The organism is Devosia algicola, from assembly GCF_028816455.1.
Taxonomy (GTDB): domain Bacteria; phylum Pseudomonadota; class Alphaproteobacteria; order Rhizobiales; family Devosiaceae; genus Devosia; species Devosia algicola.
Window position 1 is genome coordinate 2,021,076 of record NZ_CP118246.1, and the last position, 15,616, is coordinate 2,036,691.

15 protein-coding genes, 2 tRNA genes and 1 pseudogene are annotated in these 15,616 nt (G+C 57.3%); 11 read left to right on the forward strand and 7 right to left on the reverse strand.

The window, feature by feature from the left end:
* Window positions 1-19 precede the first annotated feature (19 nt).
* Complete coding sequence (locus tag PSQ19_RS10655; protein WP_282217715.1) at window positions 20-1,945, reverse strand: DUF5054 domain-containing protein; 1,926 nt, start codon at window positions 1,943-1,945, stop codon at window positions 20-22.
* 10 nt (window positions 1,946-1,955) lie between these two features.
* Complete coding sequence (locus PSQ19_RS10660; RefSeq protein ID WP_282217716.1) at window positions 1,956-2,996, reverse strand: LacI family DNA-binding transcriptional regulator; 1,041 nt, start codon at window positions 2,994-2,996, stop codon at window positions 1,956-1,958.
* Window positions 2,997-3,286: 290 nt separating this feature from the next.
* Here PSQ19_RS10660 and PSQ19_RS10665 point away from each other — a divergent pair, with 290 nt between their 5' ends.
* The 10 genes and pseudogenes from PSQ19_RS10665 to PSQ19_RS10710 all read left to right on the forward strand — a co-directional run bounded on the left by PSQ19_RS10665 (window position 3,287) and on the right by PSQ19_RS10710 (window position 10,948).
* A complete protein-coding gene (locus PSQ19_RS10665; protein WP_282217717.1) occupies window positions 3,287-3,952 on the forward strand; it encodes an ABC transporter substrate-binding protein in 666 nt (221 codons plus the stop codon).
* Window positions 3,897-4,637: an extracellular solute-binding protein gene (locus PSQ19_RS10670; protein WP_282217718.1), complete on the forward strand. Its 741-nt coding sequence runs from the start codon at window positions 3,897-3,899 to the stop codon at window positions 4,635-4,637. Before PSQ19_RS10665 ends, PSQ19_RS10670 begins: the two co-directional genes overlap by 56 nt.
* A gap of 69 nt (window positions 4,638-4,706) precedes the next feature.
* On the forward strand, window positions 4,707-5,645 hold the full coding sequence (locus PSQ19_RS10675; RefSeq protein ID WP_282217719.1) for a carbohydrate ABC transporter permease: 939 nt from the start codon (window positions 4,707-4,709) through the stop codon (window positions 5,643-5,645).
* A gap of 5 nt (window positions 5,646-5,650) precedes the next feature.
* Complete coding sequence (locus PSQ19_RS10680; RefSeq protein WP_282217720.1) at window positions 5,651-5,797, forward strand: hypothetical protein; 147 nt, start codon at window positions 5,651-5,653, stop codon at window positions 5,795-5,797.
* Window positions 5,763-6,482, forward strand: a complete 720-nt coding sequence (locus PSQ19_RS10685) for a carbohydrate ABC transporter permease (RefSeq protein WP_282217721.1) — start codon at window positions 5,763-5,765, stop codon at window positions 6,480-6,482. Before PSQ19_RS10680 ends, PSQ19_RS10685 begins: the two co-directional genes overlap by 35 nt.
* Before the next feature lie 6 nt (window positions 6,483-6,488).
* A pseudogene (locus PSQ19_RS10690) lies at window positions 6,489-6,587 on the forward strand (ABC transporter ATP-binding protein); the annotation flags it as partial.
* A 43-nt stretch (window positions 6,588-6,630) separates the two neighbouring features.
* Entirely contained in the window at window positions 6,631-7,602 is a 972-nt protein-coding gene (locus PSQ19_RS10695; protein WP_282217722.1) for an ABC transporter ATP-binding protein, read from the forward strand.
* Window positions 7,599-9,005, forward strand: coding sequence for a CehA/McbA family metallohydrolase (locus PSQ19_RS10700; RefSeq protein WP_282217723.1), 1,407 nt, complete (start codon window positions 7,599-7,601; stop codon window positions 9,003-9,005). Before PSQ19_RS10695 ends, PSQ19_RS10700 begins: the two co-directional genes overlap by 4 nt.
* A 3-nt stretch (window positions 9,006-9,008) precedes the next feature.
* On the forward strand, window positions 9,009-9,863 hold the full coding sequence (locus PSQ19_RS10705; RefSeq protein WP_282217724.1) for a sugar phosphate isomerase/epimerase family protein: 855 nt from the start codon (window positions 9,009-9,011) through the stop codon (window positions 9,861-9,863).
* A complete protein-coding gene (locus PSQ19_RS10710) occupies window positions 9,860-10,948 on the forward strand; it encodes a Gfo/Idh/MocA family protein (protein WP_282217725.1) in 1,089 nt (362 codons plus the stop codon). The genes PSQ19_RS10705 and PSQ19_RS10710 overlap by 4 nt, the downstream gene beginning before the upstream one ends.
* Window positions 10,949-11,019: 71 nt before the next feature.
* Here the strand turns inward: PSQ19_RS10710 and PSQ19_RS10715 are convergent, their stop codons facing one another.
* The 5 genes from PSQ19_RS10715 to PSQ19_RS10735 all read right to left on the reverse strand — a co-directional run bounded on the left by PSQ19_RS10715 (window position 11,020) and on the right by PSQ19_RS10735 (window position 14,542).
* Window positions 11,020-12,168, reverse strand: coding sequence for an MFS transporter (locus tag PSQ19_RS10715; protein ID WP_282220678.1), 1,149 nt, complete (start codon window positions 12,166-12,168; stop codon window positions 11,020-11,022).
* A 600-nt stretch (window positions 12,169-12,768) separates the two neighbouring features.
* Window positions 12,769-12,843: transfer RNA gene (locus PSQ19_RS10720), tRNA-Gly, on the reverse strand.
* 88 nt (window positions 12,844-12,931) lie between these two features.
* Complete coding sequence (locus tag PSQ19_RS19395) at window positions 12,932-13,507, reverse strand: MmcQ/YjbR family DNA-binding protein (RefSeq protein WP_328517644.1); 576 nt, start codon at window positions 13,505-13,507, stop codon at window positions 12,932-12,934.
* Between the two features lie 3 nt (window positions 13,508-13,510).
* Complete coding sequence (msrA, locus tag PSQ19_RS10730; protein ID WP_282217726.1) at window positions 13,511-14,164, reverse strand: peptide-methionine (S)-S-oxide reductase MsrA; 654 nt, start codon at window positions 14,162-14,164, stop codon at window positions 13,511-13,513.
* 51 nt (window positions 14,165-14,215) lie between these two features.
* Window positions 14,216-14,542 (reverse strand): hypothetical protein, encoded by a 327-nt coding sequence (locus tag PSQ19_RS10735; protein WP_282217727.1) that lies wholly within the window; start codon window positions 14,540-14,542, stop codon window positions 14,216-14,218.
* Between the two features lie 244 nt (window positions 14,543-14,786).
* On the opposite strand from PSQ19_RS10735, the gene PSQ19_RS10740 reads away from it, so the two are divergent.
* A tRNA-Ser gene (locus PSQ19_RS10740) sits at window positions 14,787-14,876 on the forward strand.
* Window positions 14,877-15,616 lie beyond the last annotated feature (740 nt).

The following is a 15,616-nucleotide window of genomic DNA, read 5'->3' on the forward strand; positions in this document are numbered from 1 at the left end:
CAAACCCGGCGATTGGCGCTCACGTCAGCGTCAGAAGCACCCTGAAAATGATCGTTCCCTCCCACCACATGGGGAAGTTGGTCCCCCATTTGTTGTTGTAGAGATTGAAGCGCAGGCCCTGGTCATAATCCGGTACGTCTTGCTGGAACGGCATGAAGGGTGCCGACGCGGCCGCCACCAAGGCGCTGTCGAGCAGACTGACGGTCAGCTGCCCCGACGGGGTGTCGGCACGCACCGCGTCCACCGCCTGCAACTGCCCACCGCCGCGCCGGGCGATATTGTCACCAGAATTCCATAGCCCCAATTTGTGCAATTGCCAGCGTTCTGCGAGCGCAGGGGTCAGGGTAAGAAATCCCGCTTCCGGCATGCGATTGGCGGGTTTGTCCCGCAGAACCAGACTTATCTCGACCGTGTTCGCATCAACGCCACGGACAGAAAGTTCATGACGGTCAGATCCACCCAGCTGCTGTCGGGCCTGTTCTGGCAACCTCGAAACGGCCGTCCGCCCGTCTGCGCCAACACCATCATGGATCGGCGCAAAGCTGCCTGTATGGGCGGTTCGTGCCTTGGCAAGGCCCGGTTTGTCATGGTCCAGAATCGCCCATTCCTCACGGTGCTGCAAATAGCTATCGAGATGCCGTTGCAGTTCACTCCAATCATAGCTTTCGTGTCGGTATCCCATCAACGATCTGGATCGGCCCTCAAGGGCACGGCCGTCGGGTGCCACCAGCCGGTCAATATCACCAGTCGATGGATCAAGCGTCGCGGTCCATCCATTGTCGACCAACCGCGTACCGGGCTTGAACGCCGTAGCCGGCGCCGGCATCAATTCTGCCAGAGATGACTCTGCCGCCGCGCGATCCGCTCCGCTCAAAGCCTCGATTGTCCGTGAAATATAGTCTCTTTGCTCGACCCACGACTTTTCTGCGTAGCTAAAACGATAGTCACCCCGCCGCGCCGCCTCAAAAGCTGGCCGGTCCCAAGCCGTATCGTCGCGCAGATAAGTCTTGATATCGACGCCCCACGTATGTTCGGCCACCAGCGTCAGGCCGCGACCAAAGGCACGACGCGGTGGCGTCAGCGTTTCAAAACCGTCATAGAGCCGCTGCAAGGCGCGGAACTGCGCCAGCTTGAGTGGATCACTGGCCGTACCATGTATCCAGCTATCGCCGATGTCCTGTTCCAGGACGGGAAACTGCTCGCGACGGGACCACATCTCAAGACCAAATGCATCGAGCGTCGAGGCGGCGATATCCGCGTCTGGATGGGCATGACGCAGCGCGCGCAGAGCATCAACTGTCTGGCCGACGCTCTGAGGACCAATATTATCATTGGTGTGGGCAAAGCTCAGGCCGATATCTGGCCCGGCGGGGAAATCGGTCGCACCGTACGAGGCTTGATACATCACCACCAACTCCGATCCGTCCGGCGCGCGCCAGCGAAAGATCGGCGGCACCTCCGGCACCGGGCTCGCGGTATTGACGCCGAGATGCAAGAATTTGATTCCCGCGTCGGCCATAAGCGGCACCATGCCGATTGTATGGCCCGGAACGTCCGTCATCTTCGCGGCGACGCTGGCCCGACCAAAGCGCTTATCCAACTCCTGCGCATAACTCAGCCCGGCCCGAAACAAGGCTGGTGACATCAATTCCGTATGGGTGGTGAACGGCAGCGCATGCCAGGTGATGAGGCCGCGCTCGATTGCTTGTTCCAGGTGCCTGACTTTGGCAGCATCCTGAGTGTTGAGGTGGTCCCAGATCAGCCACGCGCCCGTTGTCCATATAAAGGCCGGATGCCGCGCATTCTCGGCAAAAAAATGCTCGCCTGTCGCAATTGCCTGCGGGATGAACTGCTCATGATATTGCTGCCGAACCCGTGCGGCGTGGTCGGTAAAGCCGATATCGAGGTGAGTCTTGAAGATCAAGTGGATGCGTTTGCCCATCATAACCGCTCCATCAACCCACGGTACCGCGCACCACGAGCCGGGTTTGCAGAGTTTCCTGAAGCGCGGGTGCATCAGGGTTGTTTAACCGCCGGAGGATCAAGCGGACCAGGGCGCTTACCCGATCCTTGAGGTCAAATTTGACAGTGGTCAGGTTGTAGCTTTTCCAGTGCGACTGAGCGATATCATCGAAGCCGACGACTTTGACGTCCTCGGGCACGCGCAGCCCCAGCTCATGCCGTAAGGCGTCGAGAACACCGAAGGCACCGACGTCATTGGCAGCAAAAATCGCGTCCGCCCCGCCCTCGAGGCGAAACAGGTCGAGCGTGGCGCCATAGGCTCTGTCATAACTGAAGTCGCTGGGGGCGATGATCGGCGGCGGCAACCCCCGCTCGGCCATTACCAAACGCAACATCTGCTCGCGGGCGGTGTTGGCGCGTGATTTGTTGACGCCCGAAACATAGGCGATGCGTCTGGCGCCATAGCCCTGCAGCAGCGCCACCGCCTGCTCAACTCCCGCGCGCTGCAACACGTTCATGCGGTCGTGCAACGGGCCCGTCTCGGGCTGATCGTCCTCATCGGAACTGGGATAGTGCACATAGATTGGCACCGCGCGATCCAGAAATCTGGCGAGTGTCGCTGGCTTGACGTTCTCGACAAAGGCGACCACCGAGTCCGGATTGAAGCCGCGCATATAGGCCAGCAATTTTTCGTCCATGCTGAAGTCGGTGCGCGTCTTGAAAAGGAGCGTGGCAAAACCCTCATTCTGAAGCGCTGTTGTCAGCGCATCGATTTCCTGGCTTTCCCAGTGGCTGCAAACATCGGGCACGATAACACCGACAAGATGCGACCGACCACTGACCAGTGCGCGAGCCGCCCGATCGGGCGTATAATTCAGTTCCTGGGCTATGCGCAGGATCAACTCGCGTTTTTCTGCCTTGAGCGAGGTGTGGGGGTTAAAGGCTCGCGATACCGCCACGCGCGACACATTGGCGCGATCCGCAATCATCGCGGCCGTGACGCGACCCTGTGTCAACCTCGTGTCTTCGTTCACACTTCTGCCCCGCACCTGCAACGATGAAATCGTGTACAACTTTCTGACCTCGCTTGCGGCGACGAGTCAAGCCACATAGAGGCCAGAATGCCCGCAAAGTGCGCCATTACCACAATTTGCCGCAAATATTGAGCACTTGACGTCGAGTTCGACATCGAATTTCGGTTATCTAATTCTCCACATTGACGCGAAGTGAAAACGTGTTCATTCTAACGATGCTGCATCCCCAACGGGAGAGCCAACACTGGCTACCGACTAAATCGGAGCCATCAAACGGGAGGAATATTACGATGAGCAATCGTCTGCGTTGTCTAGCGCTCAGCTTCGTTAGCGCTGCGGCCCTTGTTGGGCCCGCGTTCGCTGTCGATCTGGACATTACCTGTCGCTGCGTCATTGGCGGCACCAACAGTGGTACAGCCCAGTGGATTCAGGACAGCGTCATTCCGGCATTCGAGGCCGCCCATCCTGACATCAAGGTCAATCTCAACCAGTTCGGTGGCGAGGATGCCCAGCTTACCCAGCAGTTGGCGCTCGACTTCTCCACCGGTGCTGGCGCTGACGTCACCGCCTTTGACGGCTTTCTCATCCCCAGCTTCGTTGAAGGTGGACTGCTCAAACCACTCGATGAGGTCGCTGGTCCTGACGTCGACAACTGGTCCGGTTGGGCCGCACTGTCGGATGGCTCCAAGGCCCTGATGCAATACCAGGGCAAGTATTACGGCATTCCGCTGGGTACGGATGTGCGCATGATTTATACCCGCAAGGATATTTTGACCGAAGCGGGCATCGACGCCGACACTTGGCAGCCTAAATCGTGGGAAGACGTTCTCGACGCGGGCCGCGCCATTAAAAAAGTTCGCCCGGATAGCTTCCCCATCCAGGCTCAATGCTGGCGTGGCGATGGGCGAAGCCACAACGATGCAGGGGTATTGGTTGGCGCTACTGGGCACCGGTGAAGGCGTGATGGACGACAGCGGGAAATATATCGTTTCCAGCCAGGGCATCCTGGATACCCTCAACCTCTACAAGACCATTTATGTCGACGAGCAACTTGGCGACCAGCGTGCCCAACTCCTGGCCGACGGTCGCAATCGCTCCTTTGCTAATTTCCGAGACGGTGTGACCGCCTTATTGTTCGAAGGTGACTATTTCTACCGCTCTGTGACCGCTGAAGGTTCCGAGTTCGCCGTGGCGGATCGCGACAAGGTCATGGGTTGGGCAAAGGTGCCGGCCGAAAAACCCGGCATGGGCATTCGCGGGCAGGATTTCGTGACCATTTCCGGCGGCACGGGGTTCGTTCTTAACCCGGCAACGGATGCACCCAAGGAAGCCTGGGCCCTGCTCTCGTTCATGAACGAGCCGGAAATGCAGAACGCATTTCAGGCCATTCAGCCGCGCATCACGGCCCGCACCGATGTTGAAATCCCCGACAGCCCCTTCCTGACTGAAACCAGTCGAACTCTCCTGCCACTCACCACGGCTCGTCCTAATGACGAGAACTATAATGCGGTGTCGGCAGAGATTCAGCGCATGACGGAAGCCGTCGTGTCCGGTGAACTGTCGCCCGAGGAAGCCATGGCCCAATACAAGGCTTCGGTCATTGGCATTGTAGGCGAAGAAAACACCGTCAGCCTGCTTTAACGCGTCCCTCTGGCACCCGGCGTCCCATGCGATGCCGGGTGCTGCACATCACCCATCACGCAGGTCCAGATGACTTCAGAACCCGCCTCCGACCGACCTCGTCGAAAGGTCAGGAACTTCGCCCTCCTGTCAAACAGGGCAGGCGCAGCCTTCCTGACACCAGCTGGACTGTTGGTGTCGGTCTTTGTCATCGTTCCCTTCTTCTGGGTGATTTTTGTTTCGTTCACCAATCGGACGTTGCTGGGCAAAACCGCCCTCAATCCCGAATTTGTCGGGCTGGCCAACTATTTTTCGCTGTTCGATCCCGGCAATTTTTTACAGCGAGGACAGTTCGGTTTTTCGCTAATCCTCACCGTTCAGTTCGTGCTCGCCTCGGCACTGATTGGTCAGGCGTTACTCGGTTTGCTACTGGCATGGCTGATCCAAACCGTACCGCCATGGGTCAAGCGCATCACCGAAACATTCGTCATCGCCGCCTGGATTCTGCCCGAAGTGGTCATCGGCTTTGCCTGGTTCGCCTTCCTGGATCGCGATCAGGGAACCCTCAATGCCATGTTGACCAGTGTCGGCTTGCCCCGAGGCGATTTTCTGCTCGATCAACCTTTCTGGGTCATCGTGGTGTTCAACACCTGGCGCGGCGCTGCTTTCTCCATGATGCTGTTCGGGTCCGCCTTTTCCTCGATCTCGCCCAGCTATTTCCAGGCGGCGGACGTGGCCGGTGCCACCTCATGGCAGAAATTTCGTGATATCGGCCTGCCGCTGATCCGGGGACACATTGTCACTGATCTGATCCTCATCACCATGTGGACTTTCAATACCTTCACCCCGTTCCTGCTGACCAATGGCGGACCCAGCTACCGCACCGAGTTGGTGTCCATCTATAACTATCGTGTTGCTTTTCACGACTTCCAGTTTGGCAAGGGCGCGGCTGTGGGCGTCATCATGATGTTGATCAATCTCGCCTTTGCACTGATCTATCTCAGCATCGGCCGCAAGAAGAAAGGCTGAGGATCATGAAGCTCACCGTGCCCGCCTTTGTAGGCCGCATTGCCTTTTCAGCCCTGGCCGCGTTGATCGGTGCCGTTTTCGCATTGCCGCTATTGTGGTTTCTGTTCGCGCCGTTCAATGCCCGGGCAGAGCCTTGGCCTCGCCATGCCTGATCCTTGGACACTCGCCAATTTTGTTACCGTCTTCGGCAATGGTTTCGCCGTAAGGGCGCTATGGAACAGCGTACTCCAATCGGTTGGCGGCGTCATATTGGTCGGGGCCACCGCAACACTTGCCGCCTATGCACTGTCTCGCTCATCGCTGCCGGGCAAGGGGGCCGTTACTTACATTCTGCTGCTATTTTCCTCTGTTGTTTCCGGCTCAGCAGCCATGGTGCCGATTTTCCTCATCGTATCAGCCGCCGGGCTCATCGATACTCACCTGGCCGTCATTCTGACCTTTGCAGGCGGGCTATTGCCCACCGCCATGTTCATTCTGCGCGACTTCATCGACTCGATTCCCAAATCCTATGAGGAAAGCGCTATGGTCGCGGGTGCGTCGCCCGTACAGGCATTCTTTGACGTCGCGCTACCCGTCATTCGCCCGGGCATCGTGGTGATAGTTGTCTGGGGTTTCGTCAACATCTGGGGCAGTTTCCTGATCCCGTTCATTCTGCTGCGAAGCGATACCAACATGCCCGCCTCGGTGGCCATCTATTCGTTTTATTCCGAAGCAGGCACGCCCATCGTCACCCTGCTGGCAGCCTATTCATTGCTTTACTCCCTCCCCGTCATCGCACTTTATCTCTTCGTCAGCTGGAAGTTCGGCTTCCGGTTCTTTGGCGGCATCAAGGCCTAACGTATCATGGCATCAGTCGAATTTCGCAACATCACCAAAGCCTTCGGCACCTTCAAGGCCGTTTCTGATGTGAGTTTTTCCATTGGCGACGGTGAGTTCGTCTGTCTGCTCGGACCGTCTGGTTGCGGCAAGACGACGAGCCTTGCGCATGATATCGGGGCTGGAAACGCCGACCTCCGGACAGGTGATGATCGGGGGAAAGGACGTGACCGGTTTTCATCCCAAGGACCGCCAAATCTCGATGGTATTTCAGGATTATGCGCTCTATCCGCACATGAACCTTGCCGACAATATCGCCTATCCACTCAAGGTTCGCGGGGAGTCGGTGGCCAAGCGTCATGATCGTGCCAGAGAAGTGGCCGATGTTCTCAAGATCGGGCATCTGCTTGACCGGTTGCCGAGCCAGATTTCGGGCGGCCAACAGCAGCGCACCTCGCTGGCGCGGGCGCTTGTCTATCCATCCCAAGTCTATCTGTTTGACGAACCGCTCTCCAATCTCGACGCTAAGTTGCGCCTCGAGGCGCGCGGCTTTCTCAACCACTTGCAGCGCGATATGGGCATGACCGCAGTGTACGTTACCCACGATCAGGCCGAAGCCATGGCGCTGGCCACACGCATTGCGGTGATGGATCAGGGCCGCATCGTTCAATACGACTCCCCCATCGAAATCTATCGTCGCCCCGCGACAACCTTCGTTGCCAACTTTGTTGGCAACCCGCCGATGAATCTGGTGCCGGTAGAGGCCACACAAGGCGATGGGCAGTTGAAATTGTCTGCAGACGGCCTGACGCTAGGCGGACTGCCGATGTCCGCCGACATTGCCACGGCGCTTGCCGCCGGGAAGACTCTGACCTTGGGTATCCGTCCAGAACACCTCGCCATTGCCGAGACCGGCGCGCTAAACACCTTAAACGGCGAATTGTTCGCCAATGAAAATATGGGGCCCGAGAGCCTGGTCACCATCGAGCGCCAAGATGGCTCGCGTGTCACGGCTCGCATCTTTACCGATGACCATATCGCGCTGGACAAGTCGGTGACGCTTGGTTTCTCGCGCGAGCACGTGCATCTGTTCGACAACACCGGCAACCGTATTGTCGAGGACGGGGAGAGAGCGCTGTGAGCCAGACGATAGCCGCCAAGGTCACTCGCGCCGACCAAGCCGCCAATCCCTATTTTTATATTCCGTTCGAGGTACCTGCGGGTACCACGCGTATCGACGTCACCCTTGCCTATCCCAAAGCCGAGAACTGCATCATCGACCTTGGCGTCTTTGATCCCCGCGACACCGGCTATCCCACCAATGTGGGTTTTCGCGGCTGGAGCGGCGGTGCGCGCGATAGCTTTTTCATCGCGACCGACGACGCGACGCCCGGCTATGTGCACGGCGACATTCACCCGGGCCGCTGGAACATCGTCCTTGGGTTCTACAAACTGCCCGACGGCGACACTGACATCAGCGTCAGCATTGCCATCGACGCCGCGCCCCGGTCGGTGGCGCCACAACCGGTGCGCACATTTCCGGTGCGCGCGCAGGCTGGTTGGTACAAGGGCGATCTGCACTGCCATACATTCCATTCTGATGCGAAGGGCGCACCAGAAGTGCTGCACGCGGCAGCGCTGCAAGCCGGCCTCGATTTTCTCGCCGTTGCCGATCACAACACCACCAGCCAGCGTCGCTATTTCCACCCCAAATCATCAGCGGACCTGGTATTCGTTCGGGCCATGGAAGTAACCACCGCCGAGGGACACGCCAATGTGTTTGGCGTTGATGAGTGGATCGACTTCCGCATGACCCGCCCGAGCGACGCCCACACCCTGACACGATTGGTTCATGACAAGGGCGGGCTATTGTCGATCAACCACGACAAACCACCCATCGCCTGGGACTATGAGCTGCCAGAGGCCGATTGTCAGGAAGTATGGCAGTCAACTTGGCTGGCCTGGAACTGGATCGCGCTCGAGCGCTGGCAGCAAAGGCTGGCCTCAGGCCTCCGGATATCGGCCATCGGTGGCTCTGATTACCATCAACCCGCCCGACTGATGCCGGAGGGACCGCTGGTGTTGGCGCGCCCGACCACCGTGTTGTGGCTGCCCGAACTCAGTGAAGACGCGGTCCTCGCGGCCATGAAGACGGGACACGGCTATATCACTGAGAGTCCGAACGGTCCTTCCCTCGTCGTGACGGTCGATGGCCAGCCAATGGGATCGCGCATTGTTCGTCCTGCCATGGCGCAAGTTACAGTCAGTGGCGCTAGGGGCGACCAACTGTCATGGATCGATGCAAGCGGCGAAATCGGCTCGGCACCGATTGAGACAGACGATTGGCAGTTTGAATTTCCTGCTTCCACCGCCCAGCGTTTCCTGCGTGCCGAGATCGTTGCCGATGCCAGCCGAGAGCGTCTCGGCACAGAATTCCAGGCCCTGATTGCGGGGCGGGAACTGCCCTGGCAACTCAGGGACGTCAACCTCGCCGACCAAACGATACGTCGCGCGCTAAGCAATCCCATCTATATTGGATCCTAAGCCATGATCATCTCCAATGCCCCCTGTTCCTGGGGGATCAATTATCCCACGGGCAATAACTATAGCTGGCAGGAATATCTCGATGAAGTCGCCCAGGCTGGCTATCGCGGCACTGAACTCGGACCGTTCGGCTTCCTGCCCAAAAATTCCAATTTGCTGAAGGACGAACTGGCCAAGCGCGATCTGACGATGATCGGGGCTACCCATGCCCATTCGTTCGGTGACGCTGGCTCCGGACCCGTGCTGATGCAAACGCTACGCGAATTGGCACCGCTTCTGGTCTCATTGGGCGCCCATCATCTCGTGATCATGGACGAAAGCAATTGGTACCCCCAAGGTCACGAAGGCGAGTTGGACGAAGCCGGATGGGCCGGGCTGACCCGCATGGTACGTGACGCCCAGACCCTTGTGGAAGGAGAATTCGGCCTCAAGCTCAGCTTCCACCCTCATATCGGCACTGCCGTGGAACGCGAGCACCAGATCGATCGCCTTCTCGACCAAACAGAAATAGATCTATGCTTTGATACCGGCCACCACGCCTTCTGGGATCAGGATCCGCTTGCTTATATGGGGCACGTATTTCCCCGCATCGCCTATATGCACCTCAAGAACGTCGATAGCGCCGTGCGCCAGCGCGTGCTGGACGGAAACCTGTCAGTCGCACAATCCTATGGTGCTGGCGTGATGTGCCCATTGCCTGACGGCGTCGTCAATATCGGGTCGATAATGTCCCTGCTCGCCGAACGGGATTTTTCCGGTCCGGTCGTCGTCGAACAGGATATCGCCACCGACGCCACCGAAACACCGTTACAACTTGCCATCCGCAACTTCGCCTACATGAACGAAATCGCAAAATGACCATTCCCGTCAAAGTGGGCCTCATCGGGCTTGGCGAGGTCGCCCAATTGATGCACCTACCGCTCCTGAGCGATGATCGTCGTTTTGACATATCAGCTATTACGGACGTGTCGCCGAGCCTTGTTGACTATGTCGCTGGACGCTATGGCGAACCCGCGCGCCATGCCGATGCCGACGCGCTCATCGGCGATCCGGCTCTGGATGCTGTGTTCATCCTCACACCCGATTATCTCCATGCTGAATTGCTGGAAAAGGCAATCAGATCCGGGAAGCATGTTTTTGTCGAAAAGCCTGCCTGCCTCACCGCCGACCAGCTGCGCCCTATTCTGGACATCCCACAGCGCTCAGGCCAAGTTGTGTTCGTGGGCTACATGCGCCGCTTCTCGCGACCTTTTCTTGAACTCAAGAAGCGCCTGCCCTCGCTTGCCGATATCCGCCACGTCCGTGTCCGCGACATCATCCGCGAGGCGCCATTTTACGTGGCACAAACGCGCAATATTTTCCGCCCCATCGACAGCCCCGCCGCGCTTTTAGCCGAAGGCCGCAGCCGAACCCAGGCGATGATCCGCTCGATCATGGGTGACCATTGCGCACCCGACGCGCTGCGCGCCTACCAGGTCCTGACCGGATTATCCTCACACAGTTTTTCGGCCATGAGGGATCTGCTGGGACCACCAAACTCGTGTACATATGCCGTGCAGCATGGTGGGGAAGTGGTGATGGCAGTGTTCGATTACGGCCATTTCAGCGCCCTTTACGAAGCAGTGATCGACGAGGTTTCCCGCTTCGACGCCGGTATAGAAGTGTTGACCCAGCACCAGCATTTCAAGGTGAACTACGACACGCCCTACATTCGTAACTTGCCGACGCGCCTTGAGATAACCTCGTCCAGCGACACCGACACCAACACCGAAATCATCGGTCCCATCTACGAGGACCCCTTTCGTATCGAACTCGACGCGTTTCATGACAGCATCGTCAACGGCACACCCAACCGCACCACCCTGCGCGATTCACTGGCCGACCTGCTGATCTTCAAGGACGTAGCGCGCTATTTCATACCGCCCCAGCACACACGCGATTGACGCCCTGTCGCGCTGAAAAGGCGGTATTCGGCGACGGCCCTCGCCGAAAAATCCGGTTTCACAAGGCGCGATTACCAGCGCCCGCGTCCCTTCCCTATCGGCGGCAGAAATATCGCGAATAGACCAAGGAACGGCAGATAGGCACACACCTTGAAGACGAACTCAATCGAGGTGTGATCAGCCAACATGCCTAGACCCGCCGCGCCCACACCACCGATGCCGAACGCCACGCCAAAGAATAGACCGGCAATCAGCCCGACGCGGCCGGGCACCAATTCCTGTGCGTAAACCACAATGGCCGAAAATGCCGACGCCAGAATAGCGCCAATGACGAAGGTCAGGATGATGGTCCAGGTGTAGTCGACATAGGGCAGTGCGAGCGTAAACGGCAGCGCACCCAGGATTGAGAACCAGATAACGAAACGGGTGCCGAACCGATCCATAATCGGTCCGCCTGCAATAGTGCCGATGGCAATGGCACCGAGAAACACGAACAGCAGGATCTGGGCGTCCTGAATGGACACAGCAAACCGGTCGATCACGTAAAATGTATAAAAGCTCGCAATACTCGTCTGGTACAGATGCTTCGATATTGTCAGCACCATCAGGATTATGATCGTTCTGATAACGACGGTGCGCGGCAATGTCTGGAGCGGTGCCATCACCTTTCGCGTCGCATTGGCAGCGCGATGGGCCACATACCACTTCCCCACGCCAAAAAGCACCACCATGCCAATCAGCGCAATGACTGAAAACCACGAAACGCTGGCTTGGCCGCGCGGCAGCACGATGAACGCGGCCAACAACGGGCCGATCGCGGACCCGACATTGCCGCCCATCTGAAAAAGCGATTGTGCCACGCCATGCCGGCCGCCGGAGGCAAGCCGCGCCACGCGCGAGGCTTCGGGATGGAAAACAGCCGAGCCGAGGCCAACAAAAGCCGCGCCGATCAGCAGGGTCGAATAGGTTGTCGAAAAGGCGAGGAAAATAAGGCCGATAAGAGACATTCCCATGCCCGCTGCCAACGAGTATGGCAGGGCGCGCCTGTCTGTATAGATGCCCACCGCGGGCTGCAACAGCGAGGCGGTGATCTGGAACACAAAGCCCAGTATGCCAATCTGGGTAAAATCGAGCCCATAGCTATCTTTAAGCATTGGATAAAGCGCAGGGATAAGCGATTGCATCGTGTCATTGAGGAGATGGCCAAGACTGACAGCCATGATGATGACGAACGTCGTTTCGCTCGCGGGATCTCTGGCTTGGCTCGCCGCTACTTCTTGTGTGTTTGATGCTGGATTGGACACGATCGACTCCACTTTGAGACGGTCATTACGCCTATGTCGCGCCTGTTGCGAATAAATTTCGTCGCCTTGGCGCACCGCATGATGAGATTGCAGTTGATATGGACCGTGGCGATTGCGAACCCTGACAAGAAATTTGGGGCAGTATTGATCCACCGTGCCGCCCTACTTCGACAACAACTTCAAAGACGAACCTGGCGATCTCTCAATCAGGAGGCCGTCTATCTGCACAAATTGCAGAATGGCGGCCAAATCTCGACACGCCTATGCCACAACGACAAGCATCACATGGCCCAGCGAAATCATGACCGAACGCCATGAGTATATTCCAAGCGGTGCCAAAAAGTGCCCATGAACGGTAGGGCTTCAGCGCGCGGTAAACTGGTTTCAGCTATTCGCCCACCCTATGCCGCCTCAACGACGATGTCGTCCACCAGATCTACATCAAGATTGGCAATATTTGAATGTTCAAGGAACAACAGAGTCGCCAACAAAACTGGCACCTGTCGCAATGGCAACTGGAGCGGGTGAAGGGAATCGAACCCTCGTCACTTGCTTGGGAAGCAAAAGGCTCTACCATTGAGCTACACCCGCCGCGGGCCACTAGATGCGCGAAAAAGTGCGAGGCGTCAAGCTGGTTTGGCCTCAGGCTAACAGCGCGCCGGTTCCAACACACACCGCCTCATTCGTGCCGCCAAAACCACCTTGAGGAGACTGCGCCGCAACGAGGTGGTTGTAGGTCGGGGACTATCAACATGGCCCGATGCCGTCGTAAAAAGAGCAGAATGCCTTGGTCCGTCGGAGTATGGGTGCCAGAGCAGCATATCGCGGTGTAGGCCATACGCAAAACGCTGGACAAGTAGTGTTGAGTCTCAACAAATAGACCGTGTAAACGCGTCGAACTATTGTTCAGGCCAACAAGCCCAGGCTCGCGCTGCAACTTCTTGGTTAGACCAGCAGCAACCAAATCATATGATGCCTTGAGATAAGCCTCAATGTCGGCGACAGACAATGCGTCGGCTGCGATGCTAACCCACTGGCGCTTGGCAAAATAGGGCGCCTGACCAATATCGGGCATGGCGGTCAGTATTTCGAAGCTGGTCTCACGAACCTTCAAGCAGATTGCGCCATTGCCGCCGTCGCTCTTGAGGCCGAACACTTTTCCACCCACCTTGGCCACGCAACTGTCCCACTGCTCGACGATGGTAACGCCCCGCCATTGTATGCAAATCCGCTCAAAATCGGCGCGAGAAACCATGGATTAGACGACCGCTCCAGTGCCGATCTGGCACGCAACACCGGTGCCGCGAAGACCGCAATATCCAGCCGGGTTTTTAGCGAGATATTGCTGATGATAGGTTTCCGCATAATAGAACGGCCCGGCAGGGGCGACCTCGGTAGTAATAGTGCCCAGTCCCTTGCTTTTTAGCGCCTGAGCATACGCCGCCCGACTGGAATTTACCCCGTCTGCCTGCGCTGCCGATGTAGTGTAGATAGCCGAGCGATATTGAGTGCCGACGTCATTGCCCTGACGCATTCCCTGGGTCGGATCATGCTCTTCCCAAAACGTCTTTAGCAACGTGTCCAACGACACTTTGGCCGGATCGTACACCACCTTCACACTTTCGGTGTGGCCGGTTCGTCCCGAGCAAACTTCCTCATAGGTCGGGTTTGGCGTTGCCCCACCCTGATAACCAACCGCTGTTACATAAACCCCGTCCAATTGCCAGAACAGTCGCTCCGCCCCCCAGAAACAGCCCAGGCCAAAATAGATGGTTTCCATCCCATCGGGATAAGGCCCTTTGAGTGGATGAGAATTAACGAAGTTGGACGGCGCTACGTCCATGTCCGACTGTCGCCCCGGCAGCGCATCTTTGGCGGCAGGTACCGTATTGGGCCTTGATCTGAAAAACATCGCGGAACTCCTTTTCGAGAAATCGTCAGGTCGTGTTGCGGCGAGAATAGGTCAGAACTGGCCGGGTATTTCATAGCGCGTTGCCTTGCGCGAACGTCCCAAAAGCGCCAGTGCCAAACCCGGAACGCCCAGCACGGCAAACGCTGGATAGGTCAAAATCGCGGAAAACATTCGCTCCAGAAAATTTGCAAAGAAACGCCCCTCGAGAAACGAGTGTACAGTGTCAAGACTGGGAGAATGCAAACTGGACCAAATGGTGCCAAACGAGGTCAGAAACACAGCGTTTGCAGCCAAGGACTTTGTGCCATCGATTACCAACAGCACTAGTGCCAGCCCCAGGAACCACGTGCCCAATATCCGCAAAAACAACCGCATCATCTTCCCTTCACGGTCCGGTGCTTGCAAATTTCCTTCAGCGCCGGGTAATTTCGGCCCGAGCTGCGCCTATTCATCTACCTTGCAATCAGACTGTGTATAAAATGGGTGCGTCTGCCGAAAAAAACAATATAAATCTCTTTGCCGTGATCCCTTGCGAAGCGACGCGCGATGGTTATAGTGCGCCCGCTCGTGACCGGCATTGCCGATACGGACCGGACGCTTCCACCGGACCCAACCACGATGCGGAGAGGTGGCCGAGTGGTCGAAGGCGCACGCCTGGAAAGTGTGTAGGCGGGGAACCGTCTCAAGGGTTCGAATCCCTTTCTCTCCGCCAGCCCTATTTGATTTCGATAAGTGTATGATATTTATTAGATAATTTACAAAGGCATTGAGCCTTTTTGCCCCCAACTTGTGCCCCCACAATATCTTCTTTTGATGTAACGGAACCGCCTAAGTTGTGACGGTCGTCCACTCTTAACGCTATTCCGTTGGGTGATCCATCATGACATTTCTCCCGACAGGCTGAACATCAGGTGAACCCCTCGCCTGCATACCTCTCAAATTGGCTGGCAAGGCTGCATGGCTGTGATAGGCATAGAGGCTACCCCTTTGGCCGTTTTAGGTTTTGCGCCACCAGGTGGCGTTTTTGCGCGTTTATTTGTTGCCGCGGGTTTTGAATCGGCTTAAAAGTGAATTCGATGATGGAAATCACGCCTCCGCGACTGCCCGGCGCACTTACGACTGGGGAGGAGCATGGCTTCGGCGGACTGGTCCGCTGGGGGAGTGGTTGGGCTTAGACCTAGCGTAAGCTATGGAGCGCATCATGCGAGTTGCATGTTCTATCCATCGACCTGTTTCTGTCCGGGACTACTGGCGGAAAAGACCAGGACAGCGGGAGCACGTTTGCTCCCACTGCCGGAATCGGCCTTTACAGAGGCGGAGTCCCAAGAAGTCCTAATCTAGCAACTAGGAGGGCGCTGCTCGAAAGAGTGGGGCCTTTTTGTTCGCATTAAGCGACGACCAATTGGTAGTGCAAAACGTGCCGCGATGCAAGAGACTTAGTCTATAATCTTG